We start from the raw sequence: 19,196 nt of genomic DNA on the forward strand, positions 1-19,196 counted from the left end.
TTGCGAATTACCATTTCGTCGGAGTGAAGATCTGCCCAACCAGCGGGAGATGGATATTCAGCAGCACAATCATGATGATGCAGGTTGCCAGCGCAATCGCCATCAGCGACGGCTCCCGGTACAGCTTCTCCGGGTGCTGCACGGCGCTGTTCTTCTTAAAAGAGAGGTCGAAGTACATGGCCATCAGCAGCGCGATGAACGGAAAAGCGAGGATCAGCTCGATGCGATAGCGGACGACGAAGATGCCGAACATCATCATGGCCATCGACGCATAGAAGACCACCGAGCCGAGCAGGCTGCGCTCGCTATAGTTCTCGAAGGACTTGCGATAGGCGCACGCACCCTGGTGCGAGCCGATCTCGCGGAACTCGCTGAACCGCTTCAGCCCCATGAAGTAGCAGCCCAGCATCCAGTAGGCGCACAGCATCGACGTCGGCGGAATGATGACCTGCGTGACCATGTACCAGCCCAGCAACATGCGCAGCGGATTATTGAGCGACTCCGTCAACACATCGAGATAGGCGACATCCTTGGTGCGCAGCGGCCGAATGTTGTAGATGCAACCCATGATCCACAGCGCTCCCGCGGCCACGGCGAAGCGCAGTCCAATCCACGAGGCCAGCGTCATGCCCACGACCATCATCGCCAGCCACTGCGCGTAGGCTGCGCTCGGGTCAATCAATCCAAGCGCGGCTGGACGATTGCACTTGTGCGGATGCAGCCGATCGTAGGGCGCGTCCAGCAGCTCGTTGAGCACGTAGTTGCTGCACGCGATCAAGGTCACGGCCACGACACCGACTACGATGGGCATCAGCCGTATCTGGCCCAACTGGCTGAGCTTCGGATGCAGAAGGCTCAGGGCAACAACGATGCCGGGCAGCAAAAAGATGTTCTTGATCGAGTGGTCCAATCGCATGATCGCGATGTGGGCGCGCAGCCGTACCCCGAAGGGGATGGGCAGCGCCAGATCGGTTCGCGGCGCTGCGACGACTGCGCTTTCATGGGCTCGACTCGCCATAAAGTATTCGAAATCCTAACAAAAATAGCCCAAAGCGGTCTTCACCTATGGCAGCTTTATTATCTCACTTTGAGCAAAAACCCCCGAATTTTGCGGCAGAACAGGCAGCGTTAGAGCTATTCCTCTCAGGTGCAGCTTCCTTTGTTTGTCATTCCTCTTTTGATTTGTCATTCCCGAAGGGAATCTGCGTTTTGCTCGAATCACCAAACCACATGGGGAGAAGAACCGCCCCGGACCTGTCGGAAAGCCACACTTGACGGCACACACTGTGTGATGTACAGTGTGTATTGAACAGTATGACTATGACAACCCAAAACGAATTGTTCGATTCCCTCCGCCTTGAGCTTCGGCGGGGCTGCCTGATTCTCGCCGTGCTGGCACAGTTACGCGTGGAGCACTACGGCTACACGCTGCGCAAGGCGCTGGCCGATGAGGGACTCGCCATCGAGGAGAGCACGCTTTACCCGCTGCTGCGGCGGCTGGAGACGCAGGGCCTGCTGAGCAGCGAGTGGCGCGAGGAGGAGAAGCGCAACAAGCGCTTCTATCGGCTCTCTGCTGCTGGCGAAGCAATTCTTGAGCAACTGCTTGTGGAATGGAACGGCATCAACGACTCACTGCACAGGATTTTAAAAGACAAGAGAGAGAGGTAGAGCGATGGATCTTCTCGAACGTTATCTACAGGCAGTTGGACAGCACCTGCCGGCAAGGACCAGGCTCGATACGCTGGCCGAGCTGCGCGAGAACCTGCTGGCGCAGATCGAGGCCCGCGAGGAAGAGCTGGGACGGCCTCTCACCCAGGCCGAGGTTGCATCGGTGCTCGAAGCCCATGGCAGGCCGGTGCTGGTGGCGGCGCAATATCAGTCGCAACAGTATCTGATTGGGCCGGGATTGTTCCCGATCTACTCGCTCACCATGAAGAAGAGTCTCCCGTTGGTGTTGCTGGCCTACGCGACCGCGCAGGCGGTCGGCCTCATCTTCCAGAAAGGCAGCTTCGATGTCTGGGCTGCCATCGGCCATCTGCCGTTCGCCCTGCTCACCTTCTGGGGATGTGTGACGTTGGCCTTCGCCCTCTTCGAATTTGCGCAGGGCCGATACTTCGCGGAGATCAAAGTATCGAATCGATGGAACCCGAACGATCTGCCGCCGCTCGCTGTACCCGGCAAGCGGCCGTCGCTGGCAAGCGGCATCGCCGACGTGGCTGTGCATGTGGTTGGGATCGCGTGGCTCTTCATCATTCCGTATAAGCCTTATCTCCTGCTCGGCCCCGGACTCGGCTATATCCGCGGGCTGCACGTCGGCCTCACGCCGGAGTGGCACGTCTTCTACTGGCAGATCATGGCGCTGCTGATCTTGATGCTTCCCTTGAAGGCGCTGGCCTTGTACACCCCTCTGAGCAGATGGCGCGACGGCCTGCAGATTGCCCAGCAGGTGCTTGGGATCGGCATCCTTGCGGTGCTGCTCCAGGCACGATCGTACTTCGCTCCGGCAGCGGCGCTGAGCGCTCACGATCTGGGCTCTCTCGCAGGGGTCAATGCGCTGATCCATCTCGGCTTCGAGATCGGGCTGGCCGTCAGAATCTTTAAATTGCTATGGGACCTGTGGAAGATGATCGCCGCGTCCACCGTGCCCAGAACCGGCGGCGCAATGGTCTAGACCGTTTTCCTGTTTCTATGAGGGCAACAGGAAAACGCCATGCTTCCTTTTGCTCGTCCTTCCCGAAGAGGAACAGGTGTAGCATCCTTTTTATTTGTCATTCCCGAAGGGAATCTGCGTTTTGCTCGAATCGCCAAAACTACATCTGGAGGAGAACCTCTCTAAACTCGTGAGCACCCCAGCTCCGGCAGCTTCAAAACAAAAAAGCCTTACTGCCGCAACTCCACCACCGTCGCTCCCTGTCCGCCTTCATTCTGCGGAGGCTCGGTGATGGTGGTGACATGCGGATGGCCGCGCAGATAGTCGCGCAGCGTTCGCCGCAGCACGCCCATGCCGGTTCCATGAACGATGCGAATGCGTGGCAACCCGGCGAGAAAGGCGCGGTCGAGAAAGCGCTCCACCTCGTCGTGCGCCTCATCCGCAGTGCGGCCAATCACGTTGATCTCCGACGACATATAGTCGGGGTCGTTGTTGGTCGAGACAGTAACGTTGCCACGTTTACGCGCGGCTTCCAGAGGCGTCACTACTTTCACCGACTCCACTCCAGCGATATCGTCAATGCCGGCGCGCATCTTCATCGGGCCAATGGAGACCTCGAAGGTCTTCGCATCGATCACGCGATCCACCCGCGCCTGCCTGCCCAGCGACTTCAGCTTCACCAGGTCGCCGACCTTGATGCCCTTGGGAACATGCGGCTGTGCAGCAGGATCGTTCTTGTCCGCGCCCGTATTGTGTGCGACCACGGTCGAGTTGAACTGCTCTGAAAACTCGCGCCGCAACCGCGCCAGCCGCGCCGCCGAGTCCCGCGCAATCTTCTGCGCCACCGTCTTGTCATCGATAGCTTTGACCGTCTCGCGAAGCTGATAGGCAAAGTCCTCAATCAGCGAGTTGAGCTTGACCTCAAGCTCTTTCGTCCGCGCCTTCTGCTCCACGCGCCCTTCGACTTCGACGCGCGCCTTCTCGCGAGACAACTCGCTCTCTCTCTGGCGCATGGCCTCGCGCTCGGCAGTAGCAGCCGTGAGTTGATCGTGAAGCTGATCGAGGAACGCGCCAATGTCCGCGGTTTGCGTGGTCATCTGCGCTCGCGCCGCCGTAATGATCTCCGGCGAAAGCCCCAGCCGCGCAGCAATGTTCAATCCAGCTGAAGCCCCCGGAACGCCAAGGCGCAGCTCATAGGTCGGCGTCAGCGTCTCCTGATCGAAGCCCACGGCGGCGTTCAGCACGCCCGCATGGTTGGCCGCATAGACCTTCAGCGAAGTAAGGTGTGTCGTGATGCAGCACCACACGTTGGCTGCGAGAAAGTGCGCGGCCACAGCGACAGCCAGCGCCGCCCCCTCTTCCGGATCGGTCGCCGAGCCTAATTCATCGAGCAGCACGAGAGAGGAAGCAGTCGCCTCACGCGAGATGCGGTCGAGATTGACGACATGCGCCGAGAAGCTGGAAAGGTTGCGCTCGATCGACTGCGCATCGCCGATGTCCGCATAAACACTGGTGAAGAGCGGCAGCCTCGCCTCCTCCGCCGGAACCGGAATGCCCGCCTGCGCCATCAGCGCCAGCAGCCCCAGCGTCTTCAGCGACACCGTCTTGCCGCCCGTATTCGGTCCGCTGATGATGAGCTGCTTGGTCGCCGCCGGAAGAACAATCGTCAGCGGGACCGGCTTTGCAGCCTCGCTGCCATCTTCCATCGCCGCTGCTCTCATGCGTAGTTCGAGCAGAGGATGACGTGCGGCGATGAGCGAGAGCTTCGCTTCCTCCTGCTCACTCTCTCCCCTTACATCATCTCGACCGAAGCCCACCCCACCAGCCACGTCATCTCGATTGAAGCCAGCCCCACCAGCCACGTCATCTCGACCGGAGCGAAGCGGAGTGGAGAGACCCCTGTATTTGTCGTTTGCCGTAAACACAGGCCGAACGCAATCAAGCGTCTCCGCGAATCGCGCCCGCGCCACATGCGCCTCCACCTCAGCAAGAATGCACGTACCCAGATGAATCGCTGCCGCGTTCTCGCCCAGCGCCCGCGTCATCACGACAAGGATGCGATGAATCTCGGCCTGCTCCTCATCGAGCAGCCGCACCAGCTCGTTGTTCTGTTCAATCGTCTCCAGCGGCTCGACAAACACTGTCTGCCCCGAAGAAGAAGACCCATGCACCACGCCCGGCACCTTGCGCTTGAACTCCGCCTTCACCGGAATCACAAACCGCTCGCCGCGAATCGTGATCAGATCGTCCTGCGTACTGCCGCCGTCGGCCAGCGAGCGCAGCGACCGGCGCAGGCTCTCTTCAATCGCGCGATGCTGCCGTTCCATGGCGCGGCGAATGCGCCGCAGCTCCGGCGAAGCATCGTCGTTCAAAGACCCATCCGGCTCGATCTTTCCCCGCAGCATCCGCAGCAGCGGCGCAAAGTCATAATCCACCAGCGGCGCAGAGAGTGCAGCAATGCCCGGCCAGTTATATCGCGCACCATTGGCAGGCGGATCGATCACATTGCGCCACGCCGCCACTCGCTCCACCACGCCCAGTAGGCTCGCAATCTCTGTACCTTCCAGCGCCGCGCCGTCGATGCGCGCCTGATCGAGCAGCGTCGTCGGATCGAACAAGCCATGAAAGTCAAAGCTGCCGCCGCCCGCCAGCATCTTCCGCATCTCTTCCGTCCGCTGCTGCTGTTGTTCAATCCACGCAAGGTCGGCCGAAGGCTCCAGTGCCAGCACCCACGCGCGGCCCAGCGGAGAAAAGGTGCGGCCCGCAATCGCCTCGCGCAGGCGCGGCCACTCCAGCGCGGCGGCGCTCGCCTCAGGCAGCGGCGAGGGAACATTGGGTAACAGATCGGACGAGGTCACATTAACCATCGTATCTACTTTTAAAAAGGAGTATTGTTACCCCGCACGGAACCAGCGGCAGCCGTCCGGCGTAACTTCTCTTGCGAAGGTCGCGGCAGCTTTTCGAAACCAACGCCGCCGCCCTGAGGAGGTATTCCAATGGTCTGTCAGGCATGTGGCAATCCGGTCGAGGCAGGAGTTCATTTCTGCCCCCGATGCGGCGCACAGATAGTCGCCGCCGCTCCCGTTCCTCCGCCGCCGTCAGCGTACCCTCCACCCTACCCGCCCATGGTCGTGATGCCCGAGAGGCGCGTGCAGCGAAACCTTCACACGGTCGGGATCCTCTGGTGCATCTTCGGAGCCTACCGCATCCTCGCCGGACTCATCGGAATCTTCGTCCTTGGCATTGCCACCTCGCGCAGCTTCGGCGGGGAGCCGTGGATGTGGGGAGGGCGCTTCCACGCGCCATTCGGTCCACCCTGGATGGCCGCGCTGCTCCCGTTGATCGCCGTGGTCTCCGTCGCCGCCGCACTGCTGGCCTTTCTGGTCGCCTTCGGCCTCATGACGCGCCAGCCCTGGGGACGAGTCGTCGCCATCATCGTCGCCATCCTCTCCCTGTTTAAATTCCCCTTCGGCACGGCACTGGGAATCTACACGCTCTGGGTGCTCGTCCCGGCGGAGTCGGGCATCGAGTACGACGCCATCGCTGGCCGTATCTAAATACAGTGCGCGCCGGACGTAAACTATTGGCATGAACTTTCCTGCCACGCGTATGCGCCGCCTGCGCCGCACCGACGCCATCCGCTCGCTCGTCCGCGAGACCCGTCTGCACCCCGGAGCCTTCATCTACCCGCTCTTCCTCTGCCCCGGCGAAGGCGTTCGCAAAGAGATCAGCTCCATGCCCGGCTGCTTCAACCTCTCCATCGACGAGGCGGTCAAAGAGGCCGAAACCTGCGCCGCGCTCGGCATCGGAGGCCTGCTGCTCTTCGGCCTCCCCGCAGAGAAAGACGAGCAGGCCACAGGAGCATGGGCTGCGGACGGCATCGTGCAGACCGCGCTGCGAGCCTTCAAGTCCAACCGCAAGCTAGACTCACTCGTGCAGATCGCCGACGTCTGCCTCTGCGAGTACACCTCGCACGGCCACTGCGGCATCGTCGTTCGCGACGGCGACCATTACGAAGTTGAGAACGACTCCAGCGTAGCCCTCATCGCCAAGACCGCCGCCTCGCTCGCCGCCGCCGGTGCCGACATCGTCGCCCCCAGCGACATGATGGACGGCCGCATCGCCGCCATCCGCGAAGCACTCGACGCCGACGGCCACCAGCAGACGCCCATCCTCAGCTACGCCTCCAAGTTCGCCTCCGCCTTCTACGGCCCCTTCCGCGAAGCCGCCGACTCCGCGCCCCAGTTCGGCGACCGCCGCAGCTACCAGATGGACGGAGCCAACCTGCGCGAGGCCATGCGCGAGATCGAGCTCGACATCGCCGAAGGCGCCGACATGCTGCTGATGAAGCCGGCCATGCCCTACCTCGACGTCATCCGCGAAGCGCGGCAGCGCTTCGACCTGCCCATGGGCGCCTATCAAGTCTCGGGCGAATACTCCATGCTGCACGCGGCGTTTCAGCGCGGCTGGCTCGAACCCGAACGCGCCATGATGGAGTCGCTGCTCTCCATCCGCCGCGCCGGTGCCGACTTCATCGTCACCTACTTCGCCAAAGACGCCGCGAAGCTGCTCGGCTGATCCATCACAAACCCCTGATTCAAAGTTGTCTCTCGTCGAAGACCTCGAAAACTCCAGCAAAACCGCATGTCAAGCCCCCTGGCGCTTGGTTAAATCCTCTAACCAACGCAGATGCAGCGGTTTACCTGCCAAAAATATTGTCGCAAAAATTGCAGGTGAGTTATGCTCCTTCCTCTAGACTGAAAACAGTCGAGATTAACTCCCAGGGCCCAGCGTTTTCGCTGGGCCCTGACTGCTTTAAATCATTAATTTGCAATGGGCAGAAGCTCCCCACGAAAGCGAGGCAAGGTACCTATGTGCAACTTCAGCTACAGCGATGCAGGCTTCGATCTCACCCGGCAGTTCGAGGGCTTGCGCCTGACCGCCTATCAGGACCAGGTCGGCGTCTGGACCATCGGCTACGGCCACACCGGGCGCGAGGTCCACGGCGGAATGGTCATTATCGAGGACCAGGCCGACGTGCTACTGCACAGCGACATCGCGGGCGCAGTCGCCTGCGTCAACCGAGCCATCACCGCCAGCATCTCCCAATGCCACTTCGACGCTCTGGTCGACTTCACCTTCAACCTCGGCTTCGGCCGCCTGCTCGGTTCCACCCTGCTGCGCCACGTCAACGCAGGAGAGTTCGACCTCGCCGCGCCGCAGTTTCTACTGTGGGACCACGCCGGTGGAGTCGTCGTGCCCGGCCTGCTCGCCCGTCGCCAAGCCGAGATGACCCTGTTTCAGTCAGTGGACTGAGCTCGAACCAGCCAACCCCCTTCCTTTTGTTTGTCATTCCCGAAGGGAATCTGCGTTTTGCTCGAATCACCAAAACCACATCGTGAGGAGAACCGCTCTAGCACTTCACGAACGCACCAAAAGCCAAGAGAGTCCACCCACTCCCCAAAGCATCTAATCCTTGTTAGCCTCCAACCCCCGCAGATTGCGATATTCGCCCGTAAAAGGTCGATAAACGGGCCATCGCAAGCCTCGGAGGTAAGATAAAGTGTTTGGCAATGACCAAAGTGGCACAGGAAACGGAGCAAACCCTTGGCAGAGACGATTTATGACCTTGTAGTGATTGGCGGCGGACCGGCAGGCTATACCTGCGCCATCCGCGCCGGGCAGTATGGACTGAAGACCGCGCTGGTCGAGTCGACCGACAAGCTGGGCGGAACCTGCCTGCACGTCGGCTGCATTCCCACCAAGGCGATTCTCTTCTCCGCCGAAGTTTGGGACCACCTTAAGCACGCCGAGCAGTACGGCATCGACGGCGTCAGCCAGCCCAAACTCAACTGGCAAAACGTGCTCGCGCGCAAAAACGAGATCATCGCCAAGCACACCAAGGGCCTCGACTTCCTGATGAAGAAGAACAAGGTCACCGTCGTCAACGGCTACGGCCGCCTGACTGGCCCAGCCAAGGAAGGCGTCTTCTCCGTCGAGGTCGACAAGGCCGGCAAAAAGGAGACCGTCAAGGCGAAGAAGGTCGTTCTCGCCACCGGCTCCGACGCGCGCATGTTGCCCGGCTACAAGGCCGATAGCACCATCCTCACCAACATCGAAGTCCTCTCCATCGACAAGCTGCCCAAGTCGCTGGTCGTCATCGGTTCGGGCGCGGTCGGCGTCGAGTTTGCCTCCATCTTCAAGAGCTTCGGCACCGATGTCACCATCATCGAGGCGCTGCCCCGCATGGTCCCGGCTGAAGACGAAGACGTCAGCAAAGAGCTGCTCCGCCTCTACAAGAAGCGCGGCATCGACGTGCACGTCTCCGCCAAGGTCGACAAGATCGAGAAGACCAAGGACGGCGTCAACGTCCACTTCACCAAGTCCGACGGCAAGGGCGAGATCAAGTCGGCGGAGAAGGTCCTCGTCGCCGTAGGCCGCGCCCCGCGCACCACTGACGTCGGCCTCGACAAGACGAAGATCACCCCCGATCGCGGCTTCATCATGACCAACGAGTGGATGGAGACCACCGAGCCCGGCGTCTACGCCATCGGCGACATCGTCGGCGGCCTGCCCCAGCTCGCGCACGTCGGCGCAATGGCCGGCCTCGTGGTCGCGGCCAAGCTCGCAGGCAAGTACGCCCGCGCCGTCAACCGTGGCCGCATCCCCGGCTGCACCTACTGCGACCCGCAGATCGGCAGCGTCGGCCTCACCGAGGCGAAGGCGAAGGAAGCGGGCTATCAGGTCAAGGTGGGCAAGTTCCCCTTCGTCGGCAACTCCAAGGCGACGATCCTCGACTCGCACGACGGCTTCGTCAAGGTCGTCTCCGACGCGAAGTACGGCGAGATCCTCGGCGTCCACATCATCGGCCCCAACGCCACCGAGCTGATCGCCGAGTGCGTCACCGCCCTCGAACTCGAAGCCACGGTCGAAGAGATGATGTTCACCATCCACGCCCACCCCACGCTGTCGGAAAGCCTGCTCGACGCCTTCTCCAGCGTAGAAGGCATGGCCATCAACGTCTAGTGCTGTATGGGAAAGTATCTTGAGGAGGGCGTGATGGATACGCTCTCCTCTTTTTATTTGGGTCTGTCCGAGATAACTATCGTTAACAAAAGTTGCCGCACGACAAAGACTTTGCCTTATTCTGCTCAGGGAGAAGGGAGAATTTTTGTATGCAAATCATCTATGCTGCGCCCTTTATTCTCCTTTCTATATTGGCTTTTTTCGTTTGCCTTGCGATGCCGCGATTTCGGCGTTTTGCGCCCGCCGCATTTGTGATTCCTGTAACCTTCGGCGTCTGTTCGATCGTTGGTTGGATAGCCTTCATCCTTATTGCTGGTAACGTTCTCCACTTGAATTTAGGACCTGCAATCGGCTCTCATGGAGTTGTTGAAGGCCTATTGTTTTATCTCCTTCCAGGAGTTGTAGGAGCATGGCTTGCCGTAAGGCTTATTCGCATCATTGAAGGAAGTTTTCTAAATACACAAAGGGCAAGGAATCTTGTCATTCGGGTTATGGTCGCAGCTATCATGGCGTTTATCGGTGCCTTTCTAGGCTTGGGGTTAGCAACCGACTTGCTCCCTGTTGGATCAACCGTAGCCTCGTTGTGGATAGCGCTTTTAAGTTCGATCCTGGCGGCGACTGCTGGTTTCGCTATCGCAATGGCGTTTCAAAGACGAGCCACTTCCGCCTCTAAAGCTGGAGGAGGCAGTCGGTCAGCACTGCTAGATTGACATCATGATGTCTTTTTGAAAACATCATGATGTGCGAACGACCCTCACCATCGACGACGATGTAGCAACCCTCCTCGAAAAGGAGATACGCCGCACCGGCCAGTCTCTGAAGCAGACCGTGAATCAGTTGCTTCGCTCCGGGCTTCAGCAGGCGGCCGCGCCGGTCAAGCCACGTCCGTTTCGAGTCAAGCCCAAAAAGGTCGGATTGCCTCCCGAGTGGACATCGGGCAGCGTGGCCGAGCTGATTGAAATGCTGGAAGGGCCGTCGCATCGATGATCGTTCTCGATGCCAACATCCTTCTCTACGCCTACGATGCCGAGTCAGCCCAGCACCGCCCGGCACGCACTTATCTGGAGGAAATCTTCTCCGCGTCTGATCCCGTTGGCCTTCCGCTCCAGAGCATCTCCGCATTTCTCCGCATCATGACGCAGCAGGGCCTGCGAAGCGGCTGCTTCACTCTGCACGAAGCAGTGGAGATCGTGGAGGAGTGGCTGAATCTTCCCCAAGTCCGTCTGCTTATTCCGGGAGAGCGTCATTGGTCGATCTTTCAACGAATGCTGATCGAGGGCCATGCCTCCGGACGGCTCGTGACCGATGCCCAGATCGCCGCGACTACCATGGAATTCGGCGGCGAGTTGCAGACGAATGATCGCGACTTCGCCCGCTTCCCCGGTCTGCGCTGGAACAATCCGCTCGTGAAGAAGTAATGTACATCCACCTCCTCCATCTCGGCCGCATCCCCTACGCGGAAGGTCTCGCCATCCAGCAGCAGGTCGTAGCCGCGCGCAAGCAGAACCTCATCGGCGACACGCTGCTCCTGCTCGAGCACCCACCCGTCCTCACCCTTGGCCGCAACGCCAGCCGCTCCAACATCCTCGCCAGCGATGAATTTTTACAACAGCGCGGCATAGAGCTGCACGAGATCAATCGCGGTGGCGACGTCACCTACCACGGCCCCGGCCAGCTTGTCGGCTATCCCATCCTCGATCTGCGCGGCGATCTCCCCGGCAAAAAAGGCCCACATCTAGGCCCGGTCGATTACGTCCGCCTGCTCGAAGAAGTCCTCATCCGCATCTGCGGCGACTTCGGCGTTATGGCCCAGCGTATCCCCAAACTCACCGGCGTATGGACGGTCGCAGGCGGCAGCATTCAGGAGAAAAAAATCGCAGCCATTGGCGTGCACGTCTCGCAGGGCGTCACCTCGCACGGCTTCGCGCTCAACGTGACGACCGACCTCCGCGACTTCGAGTGGATCGTCCCCTGTGGCATCACCGACCGCGCCGTCACCAGCCTCGAACTCGAAGCCGACGGCAGCCACGCGCCAACTATGGAGAACGCCATCCACTCCGCCGCGCGTAACTTTGGCCGCATCTTCGGGCGGCAGATGCTCTGGAACGAATCGCTCGACGAGCTGCTGCATCCAGCAGATGCGACCACCCGCGAAGCAGTTTAAGAACTGCTGTTGCCGTTGCATGCACTCCCCACAAAAGCACACGATTCACAGCCACCGTCCCCCTTACCCTGTGGTGACTGTGACGAAGCCTCTCCTCCTTGCCCTTTACACGATGTTCGCGTTCGGCGCTCTCAACGCGCAGACCCCCACCTGGCAGCCCACGCCGGGCCATGTGCAGATACCGATCTGGCTCAGCACGCCGCCCGATCCGCGGCCAGCCAAGGCGCCGGAGGACATGCAACTGGACACGAAGGAGCTGGTCGCGGGCAAGCCGTGGGTTGTCGTGGAGAACGTCTCGCAGCCAACGATGACCGTCTATTCGCCCACGGGAAAAAATACCGGCGCGGCCGTCGTCGTATTCCCCGGTGGAGGCTACGAGATTCTCGCCATCGACCTTGAAGGCACGGAGGCCTGTGACTGGCTCACCTCCAAGGGGATTACGTGTGTCCTGCTGAAGTACCGCGTCCCCGCTCCAAGGTCGAGCCCCAACTGGGGAGCGTATCCGCAGTCGCCCATCGCTCTTGAAGATGCGCAGAGAACGTTGGGGCTGGTGCGCCTGCACGCCGCCGAGTGGCACATCGACCCGCATAAGGTCGGCGTGCTTGGATTTTCGGCAGGCGGCCATCTGGTGGCGGCGACCAGTGTGCACTTTCGGCAGCGTCTATACCCGCCGATCGATGCCGCTGACAAAGAGAGCTGCCGCCCCGACTTCGCCGTGGCCCTCTATCCCGGTCATCTGTCAATGCGCGGACCCCTCAATCTGAACCTGGACATCGCCTCCCACATCACTGCCCAGACGCCGCCCACGTTCCTGCTCCAGAACGAAGACGACAACGTGGACAACGTAAACGACTCACTGAGCTATTACATTGCGCTCAAGAAGGCCAAGGTCCCAGTGGAGATGCATCTTTACGCGCACGGCGGCCACGCCTTCGGTCTACGTCGCACGAAGTTTCCCACGACGCGCTGGCCGGAGCTGGTGGAGACGTGGCTGGGAACCATCGGGATGATCCCCGAGTAGATGCTCCGGCACTTCCGATCGCGAAGCTCCATTGTGCGCGAAGCTCTTTTTTGTCAACCGCAGCAAATTTTTACTATCCTGCACCAATTTCTTGTCATCCCGCAGCGAAGCGGAGGGATCTGCTTTTGTCTTCGCTCAACATAACCGAACCAGCAATAAAGCACGTCATCTCGACCGGAGGCGGCGCTTTTGCCGCCGTAGTGGAGAGACCCCTGTATTTCGCCTTTACGCCTTCTCCCAAACCCCGATTCCGCCATTCCCACCCCTGCGACCGCGACCGCCGATTATCGGCTGAACATGCCAGTTTTCAACACACAGTCTTATAATCCAAAGGTGCGCGGCAATATAACCAGCGCCAGCTAGCACTATAAGGAACCTTCATGCCGACTGAAGTAGTTATGCCCCAGATGGGCGAATCCATCACCGAAGGCACCATCACCAAGTGGCTCAAGAAGCCCGGCGACACCGTCCAGCGCGACGAGCCGCTCTTTGAAATTTCGACCGACAAGGTCGACGCCGAAATTCCCTCGCCCATAGCTGGCACCCTCTCCGAGATCAAGGTCGCCGAAGGCGCGACCGTCGGCATCAACACCGTGGTCGCCACGATCGCTGAAGCTGGTTCTGCTTCGACTCCCGCTGCCGCTCCCGCAAAGGCCGAAACCGCAGCAGCAGCCACCCCGGCCCCCGCTGCTGCTCCTGCTGCTGAGGCACCCGCCGCCGCTGGCTCCGGCACCGAAGTTCTGATGCCGCAGATGGGCGAATCCATCACCGAAGGCACCATCACCAAGTGGCTCAAGAAGGTCGGCGACAGCGTTCAGCGCGACGAGCCCATCTTTGAAATCTCGACCGACAAGGTTGACGCCGAGATTCCCTCGCCCGTAGCTGGAACCCTCACCGAGATCAAGGTCGGCGAAGGCGCAACCGTCACCATCAACACCGTAGTCGCCGTCATCGGCGGCGCTGCCGGTAAGTCCGCAGCTGCACCTGCCGCCGCCCCTGCGGCATCCGCACCCGCCGCCTCTGCGCCTACACCTGCCGCTGCTGCACCCGCAGCTTCGGCCGGCGAAGGCGTCCGCTCCTCGCCGCTGGTGCGCAAGATCGCCAAGGACAACAACGTCGATCTCACCCAGGTCCCCGGCACCGGCTCCGAAGGCCGCATCACCAAGACCGACATCCTCGGCCATCTCGAAGGAGGCGCCAAGCCCGCCGCCGCTGCTCCTGCGGCATCGGCTCCTGCGGCCAAACCGGCTGCATCCACCCCGCAGCCCGGCGATCTCGTTCCCATGACGAAGATGCGCTCCATCATCGCGCAGCGCATGGTCGAGTCCAAGCGCACCAGCCCGCACGTCCACACCGTCTTCAAGGTGGACATGACCCGCATCGTCAAGCTGCGCGAAAAAGAGAAGTCGAAGTACGAGCAGCGCAACGGCGTCAAGCTGACCTACATGCCCTTCATCACCCGCGCCGCGATTGTGGCCCTGCGCAAGCACCCCATCGTCAACGGTGCCATCGAAGGCGACGCCATCCGCTACAACAAGAACATCAACATCGGCATCGCGGTAGCGCTCGACTGGGGCCTCATCGTCCCCGTCCTCAAGCAGACCGAAGAGAAGAACTTCCTCGGCATCGCCCGCGGCATCGTCGACGTTGCGGATCGCGCGCGCAACAAGAAGCTCGCCCCCGACGAGATCTCCGGCGGTACCTTCACGCTGACGAACTCCGGCATCTTCGGCGAGCAGTTCGGCACGCCGATCATCAACCAGCCGCAGAGCGCCATCCTCGGCATCGGCGGCCTCAACAAAGAAGCCGAAGTGCTGACCGACAAGGACGGCAACGACGTCATCGCCATCCGCTCCATCCAGCGCTTCACCCTGGGCTTCGACCATCGCATCGTAGACGGGGCCGACGCCGGCAAATTCATGTCCGACTTCAAGGCCTACCTCGAAAATTGGTCCGAAGACATCGGGTAAAGAAAAATCAGCTTTGACACGTATGTTCGATCATGAAACGGCAATCTCGAGAAAGATTGCCGTTTACATTTAAAGTCAAAGACATGCGCTTCAGACTAGAGGAGTCACACCACATGCAATGAGATATTGCGACGTGGCCTCGAACTCCTCCGGCAGATTTGTAGGATCCTCAGTATTACCTCCCGGAACAAAGATAACCATTCCTTGTCGTGCGCGAGTCAGCAGAACGCGGTAAGCATTCTGCCGATAGATTCGTTTCTCGCGATTTTTGATAGCGGACCATTTGGTGGGCGACCCATGTCGCAAAGCGCGCATCTGCCAGCCGCTGGAGTGATTCCAGATGAAATCTCCACCCCAGCAAAGTCCAATCCAGTCCAACTCAAGTCCCTGGATTTCAAACTCTGTTGCAAACACTTCGCAGGAACAACTGGAGCGAACATCCATCTTATCTGCCAGGTACCAGTGTTCCCAAGGATACTCAGCATGGAAAGATGAACTGGGTTCAAGCCCCTCTGCACGAAGGCGCGCTGCACCTGAGGAGCCGATTAGGCCATAGCGATTTACCCCAACCCCTTGCTCATGCAGCTTTCGGCGTACGACACTTAAATTGCGCGTGAGAAGGATAGGAAAGCGTTCCGTGATCTTGAGTGCAGATGCTCCCCTCGCATCCCCGTCCAACACACGGTTTACCCATATTGCTAATTGCTCCGCGCGCAAACTCCGATTGGAAGTTCTCAGATGAAGGGCTGCATTTGTATGGATACTCTTCTGCAGAGAAGAGTCTTCGAAGAGTCGATGTCCCGCGGTGGATGCGCCGCCATCCAGAACCTCTGGTGATGCATACACAACCCAATCCTTTCCGCTGGCGGCTAACGCCCTTCCCCACTCTTCCAGGCCTGCTTCACCATCGTTAATCTCCTGGCCTCCACCGACAAGGGCAACCACGATGGCCCAATCAAGATGTCGCTCCATAATTCGAAGCAACATCTCGGGTTCTGAGTAGTCTCGATGGAACTTCTTCATATTCTGTGCTCGATCCCATGCTCGCTGCGCTTCATCGAAGATGATGGCGTGGTTCGAGGGAGATTCCAAATTATCTTCTGTATGGTATCGAGCAAAGACATGCACGTTTTCTATCAGCGTCTTTGCTTCCGTCCTAGCTTGAGGAGCCGAGGCCCCACCCTTCATACTCTCCTTTGTAAACAAATGTTGTAGAACCTTTACAAGCGGCCCATTTCCACTCATAAAATGGATCGCATTTGCATTATTTTCTGTAGAGTGAGCGAGACTCAATCCCACCAAAGTTTTTCCAGAACCAGGTACGCCTGTCAGAAAACATATCGCATGGTGGCTCTCGTTGCGTGCACGATTCACATAGTCCTGCACCGTTCGACATACAGACTCAATCTCATGTTCTGATGCCTCACAGTGCGCAATCTCTCGAATCGAAAGCCCACGCCTTAGTTCAGTTGCTGCTTCGATAATGCTAGGCACAGGGAAATAGGGGCTGACGTCCCATTCTTCTGCAGAGATTTGACCTTGAACATGCCGCTCGACATCAAACAGCACATTTGGTAGTTCACGCCATGAACTTCGGAGAACCGACGCCACCCAATACGAGGATAGCTGTGAAAAAAACTCCCGTTGATGTATGCCTACGCAATCAGGTCTTCCATCCTCAGAGGAGACAAGGATCGGAATAATCCTATGTCCGTTCGAGCCTTTATGAAAATAATGTAATAGAAGTGCGTACTCTTCAATCTGTCGTTTTACCTGTGATGCCGTGTGCCCCGTTTTGGCTTCGAGAAGGACAATTGCGTCTCCGATGAGTAACACGACATCGATGCGAAGTTCTTTCCGGGGGATTGAAAACTCCAGGATTAGCCCCCATCGCTGAGCACTGTCGGATATTGCGATGCACTGCTCAAGAGCTTCTTTGAGCGAATAAAGATCGCGTTCCCACGTAAGTGTCTGGTCAGAGTACTGTGTTGTATAGCCCCGGTTCGCATATGCCGTTGCCAGGTGCGCAAGCACGTGCTCTTTTGTTTGGGTAAGAAACACTCCAACAGTCGTTCGATAGAAAGATGCCATGTTTGAAAGAGATTAACCGGAACCAGGATAACAACAGTGTGTGCTTCGGGTGTCTTCATAGAAGACACTGTTGATACCATTTCCAACGCCAAGGCGCTTCTACAGCAGCGCCTTAGCCCTAAGTACCAACTCCACCGCTTGCTCCGCCGTCTTGCCCACAGCCGACAGATGCCCCATCTTCCGGCCTTTGCGCGGCTTGTGCTTCTCATACAGATGCAGCCGCACCCCCGGTACGGCAAGCGCCGCATCGAACCGCGGCTCCCGTGCCGTGCCGTCAGCGTTCAGCCAAACCTCGCCCAGCAGGTTCGCAATCGCCGCAGGCTGCACGATCTCCACCTCGCCCAGCGGAAGGTCGCACACCGCGCGCACCAGTTGCTCGAACTGGCTGGTCACGCAGGCACGTTCGCTCGCGTGGTAGCTGTTATGAGGCCGCGGAGCAAGCTCATTCACCAGCAGCCGACCGTCGTTGGTGCAGAACATTTCCACCGCCAGCACACCCTCAAGCTGGAACGTGTCAGCGATCTCCTCGGCAATCTTCCGCGCCTCCGCTTCCATCGCAGCAGGCACCGGAGCAGGCATCGCGCTCCACGCCAGAATCTGCTCCTCGTGATGATTCCACGCAGTCGGGAAAACTTTGACCTCGCCATTCGGCGCACGCGCCACCATCACCGAGATCTCGCGCTCCAGCTCAATCGCCTTCTCGGCAACTCCCGGCCCTTCGCCCAACGCCGCCCACGCGCCGCGCACCTCATCTTCCAATGAAGCCCCAGCAGAGAACCCAACCTTGCCCTGTCCGCGCCCATCGTAGCCGCCAGTCGCGCTCTTGCAGAAACACTTGCCGCCCAGCTCGCTAATCGCATTACGCAACTCGTCGAGCGACCGCACCGCGCGGTACTCGCCGATAGGAAAGCCATTCCTGCGCAGCCAGTCCTTCTGCTCAATCCTGTCCTGAATGATCGCCAGCATCGCACCGCCGGGTCGCACCGGCGCAAAGCTCGCCGCCGCCTCCATGCTCGCCGCCGCAATCTGCTCGATCTCCAGCGTGACGACATCACATCCGCGAGCCAGGTTCGCCGCCTCACGCGCATCGTCCCACCCAGCCTCGATGCAGCCATCCACCACAAACCGCGCGGGACAAGCCGGGTCCGGGTCGAGCACCGTGATGCGATATCCCATCGCCCGTGCCGCCATCGCCGTCATGCGGCCAAGCTGCCCGCCACCAAAGATGCCAATCGTCGCACCGGGAAGGATCGGCTTCGCCGCACGCAAATTTTTCTGTGAACCAGGTGTGCTATTTTGCGAATCAGACAAGCTCACGCGCCCGCCTCGTCTTCACCAACCACCTGCGCCAATACCTCGTCGCGTCGTGTCGCACGCCACTCCACCAGCTTCACCCGCAGCGCCGGATCGGTCGTGGCCAGCATCGCCACCGCCAGCAGCCCCGCATTGGCCGCGCCCGCCGCGCCAATCGCCAGCGTGGCTACCGGAATCCCCTTCGGCATCTGGACGATACTTAACAACGAGTCCATCCCTTGCAGCGCGGTCGCGGCAATCGGCACGCCCAGCACTGGAACAACGGTCTTCGCTGCCAGCATTCCCGGCAGATGCGCCGCGCCGCCCGCGCCTGCGATGATCGCACGCAGCCCGCGTCCCACCGCCGCATCGGCGTATTCAAACAGCAGCTCGGGCGTGCGATGCGCCGAGACCACGCGCACCTCGTGCGGCACGCCAAACTCTTTCAGCATCTCGACAGCGCTCTTCATCACCGCATAATCATTGCGGCTTCCCATCACGATTCCAACCAGGGGCTCGGCACTCATAGACCACGATTATACGGTTTTGCACTGCTTAACAGCGATAAGACATAAGGATACGACCACGGATTACGCGGAGGAACGCGGATTTAAAAACTTAACACCGATTTACATCGATGACACCGATCAAAAGCAAGAAGCCATTTGCCTTTCAGTATTTAACATCCGTCTTTATCCGTGTAATCCGTGATCGATTTTTAAATCGGTGTCATCGGTGCAGATCGGTGTTAAGCCTTCGCTCAGCGGCGAAAGTAATCCACCGCCACCTGCACCATCGTTACTAAACCACCAGCAGCCGTGAACAGCCCTTTCATCCGCTGCACGCTGCGCTCATGCCGCTCCACGCGCTCCTCTAACTGTGTCAGCCGCCCCGGCTGGCCAATCCCCATCACCTGTTGCATCTGGCTCTTCAACACACTAAGATCGGCCAGCACCTGCGCTTCAAACTCCGTCATCACTC

18 protein-coding genes are annotated in these 19,196 nt (G+C 59.6%); 12 read left to right on the top strand and 6 right to left on the bottom strand.

Annotated elements, in window-relative coordinates; all coding sequences use genetic code 11:
- Nucleotides 1-7: 7 nt before the first annotated feature.
- Nucleotides 8-1,018, bottom strand: coding sequence for a UbiA family prenyltransferase (locus tag GSQ81_RS15065; RefSeq protein WP_158911502.1), 1,011 nt, complete (start codon nt 1,016-1,018; stop codon nt 8-10).
- A gap of 296 nt (nt 1,019-1,314) precedes the next feature.
- On the opposite strand from GSQ81_RS15065, the gene GSQ81_RS15070 reads away from it, so the two are divergent.
- Nucleotides 1,315-1,668 (top strand): PadR family transcriptional regulator, encoded by a 354-nt coding sequence (locus tag GSQ81_RS15070; RefSeq protein ID WP_158911503.1) that lies wholly within the window; start codon nt 1,315-1,317, stop codon nt 1,666-1,668.
- 4 nt (nt 1,669-1,672) lie between these two features.
- Entirely contained in the window at nt 1,673-2,671 is a 999-nt protein-coding gene (locus GSQ81_RS15075) for a hypothetical protein (protein WP_158911504.1), read from the top strand.
- A 209-nt stretch (nt 2,672-2,880) separates the two neighbouring features.
- Here the strand turns inward: GSQ81_RS15075 and GSQ81_RS20105 are convergent, their stop codons facing one another.
- Nucleotides 2,881-5,517: an endonuclease MutS2 gene (locus GSQ81_RS20105; RefSeq protein WP_254060220.1), complete on the bottom strand. Its 2,637-nt coding sequence runs from the start codon at nt 5,515-5,517 to the stop codon at nt 2,881-2,883.
- Between the two features lie 129 nt (nt 5,518-5,646).
- Here GSQ81_RS20105 and GSQ81_RS15090 point away from each other — a divergent pair, with 129 nt between their 5' ends.
- The 10 genes from GSQ81_RS15090 (at nt 5,647) to sucB (ending at nt 14,831) form a co-directional block, all read left to right on the top strand.
- Nucleotides 5,647-6,207, top strand: a complete 561-nt coding sequence (locus GSQ81_RS15090; RefSeq protein WP_158911505.1) for a zinc ribbon domain-containing protein — start codon at nt 5,647-5,649, stop codon at nt 6,205-6,207.
- Nucleotides 6,208-6,238: 31 nt separating this feature from the next.
- Entirely contained in the window at nt 6,239-7,228 is a 990-nt protein-coding gene (gene hemB / locus GSQ81_RS15095; protein ID WP_158911506.1) for a porphobilinogen synthase, read from the top strand.
- Between the two features lie 294 nt (nt 7,229-7,522).
- Complete coding sequence (locus GSQ81_RS15100; protein ID WP_158911507.1) at nt 7,523-7,966, top strand: lysozyme; 444 nt, start codon at nt 7,523-7,525, stop codon at nt 7,964-7,966.
- Between the two features lie 291 nt (nt 7,967-8,257).
- A complete protein-coding gene (gene lpdA / locus GSQ81_RS15105) occupies nt 8,258-9,676 on the top strand; it encodes a dihydrolipoyl dehydrogenase (protein ID WP_158911508.1) in 1,419 nt (472 codons plus the stop codon).
- Nucleotides 9,677-9,825: 149 nt separating this feature from the next.
- Nucleotides 9,826-10,386, top strand: coding sequence for a hypothetical protein (locus GSQ81_RS15110; RefSeq protein ID WP_158911509.1), 561 nt, complete (start codon nt 9,826-9,828; stop codon nt 10,384-10,386).
- A 31-nt stretch (nt 10,387-10,417) separates the two neighbouring features.
- The gene (locus tag GSQ81_RS15115) at nt 10,418-10,663 is read left to right on the top strand and encodes a hypothetical protein (RefSeq protein WP_158911510.1); all 246 of its coding nucleotides are present in this window, start codon (nt 10,418-10,420) and stop codon (nt 10,661-10,663) included.
- The gene (locus tag GSQ81_RS15120; RefSeq protein WP_158911511.1) at nt 10,660-11,094 is read left to right on the top strand and encodes a TA system VapC family ribonuclease toxin; all 435 of its coding nucleotides are present in this window, start codon (nt 10,660-10,662) and stop codon (nt 11,092-11,094) included. Before GSQ81_RS15115 ends, GSQ81_RS15120 begins: the two co-directional genes overlap by 4 nt.
- A complete protein-coding gene (gene lipB, locus GSQ81_RS15125) occupies nt 11,094-11,840 on the top strand; it encodes a lipoyl(octanoyl) transferase LipB (RefSeq protein ID WP_158911512.1) in 747 nt (248 codons plus the stop codon). The genes GSQ81_RS15120 and lipB overlap by 1 nt, the downstream gene beginning before the upstream one ends.
- A 79-nt stretch (nt 11,841-11,919) precedes the next feature.
- Nucleotides 11,920-12,861, top strand: coding sequence for an alpha/beta hydrolase (locus GSQ81_RS15130; protein WP_254060221.1), 942 nt, complete (start codon nt 11,920-11,922; stop codon nt 12,859-12,861).
- 380 nt (nt 12,862-13,241) lie between these two features.
- Nucleotides 13,242-14,831 (top strand): 2-oxoglutarate dehydrogenase, E2 component, dihydrolipoamide succinyltransferase, encoded by a 1,590-nt coding sequence (sucB, locus tag GSQ81_RS15135; protein WP_158911513.1) that lies wholly within the window; start codon nt 13,242-13,244, stop codon nt 14,829-14,831.
- A gap of 90 nt (nt 14,832-14,921) precedes the next feature.
- Here the strand turns inward: sucB and GSQ81_RS15140 are convergent, their stop codons facing one another.
- The 4 genes from GSQ81_RS15140 to GSQ81_RS15155 all read right to left on the bottom strand — a co-directional run bounded on the left by GSQ81_RS15140 (nt 14,922) and on the right by GSQ81_RS15155 (nt 19,191).
- Nucleotides 14,922-16,922 carry a DNA/RNA helicase domain-containing protein gene (locus GSQ81_RS15140; RefSeq protein WP_158911514.1) on the bottom strand — a complete coding sequence of 667 codons (2,001 nt, stop codon included), beginning with the start codon at nt 16,920-16,922 and terminating at the stop codon, nt 14,922-14,924.
- Nucleotides 16,923-17,021: 99 nt separating this feature from the next.
- Nucleotides 17,022-18,239, bottom strand: coding sequence for a 5-(carboxyamino)imidazole ribonucleotide synthase (purK, locus tag GSQ81_RS15145; RefSeq protein WP_371715337.1), 1,218 nt, complete (start codon nt 18,237-18,239; stop codon nt 17,022-17,024).
- Nucleotides 18,236-18,742 (bottom strand): 5-(carboxyamino)imidazole ribonucleotide mutase, encoded by a 507-nt coding sequence (purE, locus tag GSQ81_RS15150; protein WP_158911515.1) that lies wholly within the window; start codon nt 18,740-18,742, stop codon nt 18,236-18,238. Before purE ends, purK begins: the two co-directional genes overlap by 4 nt.
- 233 nt (nt 18,743-18,975) lie before the next feature.
- Nucleotides 18,976-19,191 carry a hypothetical protein gene (locus tag GSQ81_RS15155; RefSeq protein ID WP_158911516.1) on the bottom strand — a complete coding sequence of 72 codons (216 nt, stop codon included), beginning with the start codon at nt 19,189-19,191 and terminating at the stop codon, nt 18,976-18,978.
- Nucleotides 19,192-19,196 lie beyond the last annotated feature (5 nt).

It is taken from the genome of Granulicella sp. L56, assembly GCF_009765835.1.
Taxonomy (GTDB): domain Bacteria; phylum Acidobacteriota; class Terriglobia; order Terriglobales; family Acidobacteriaceae; genus Edaphobacter.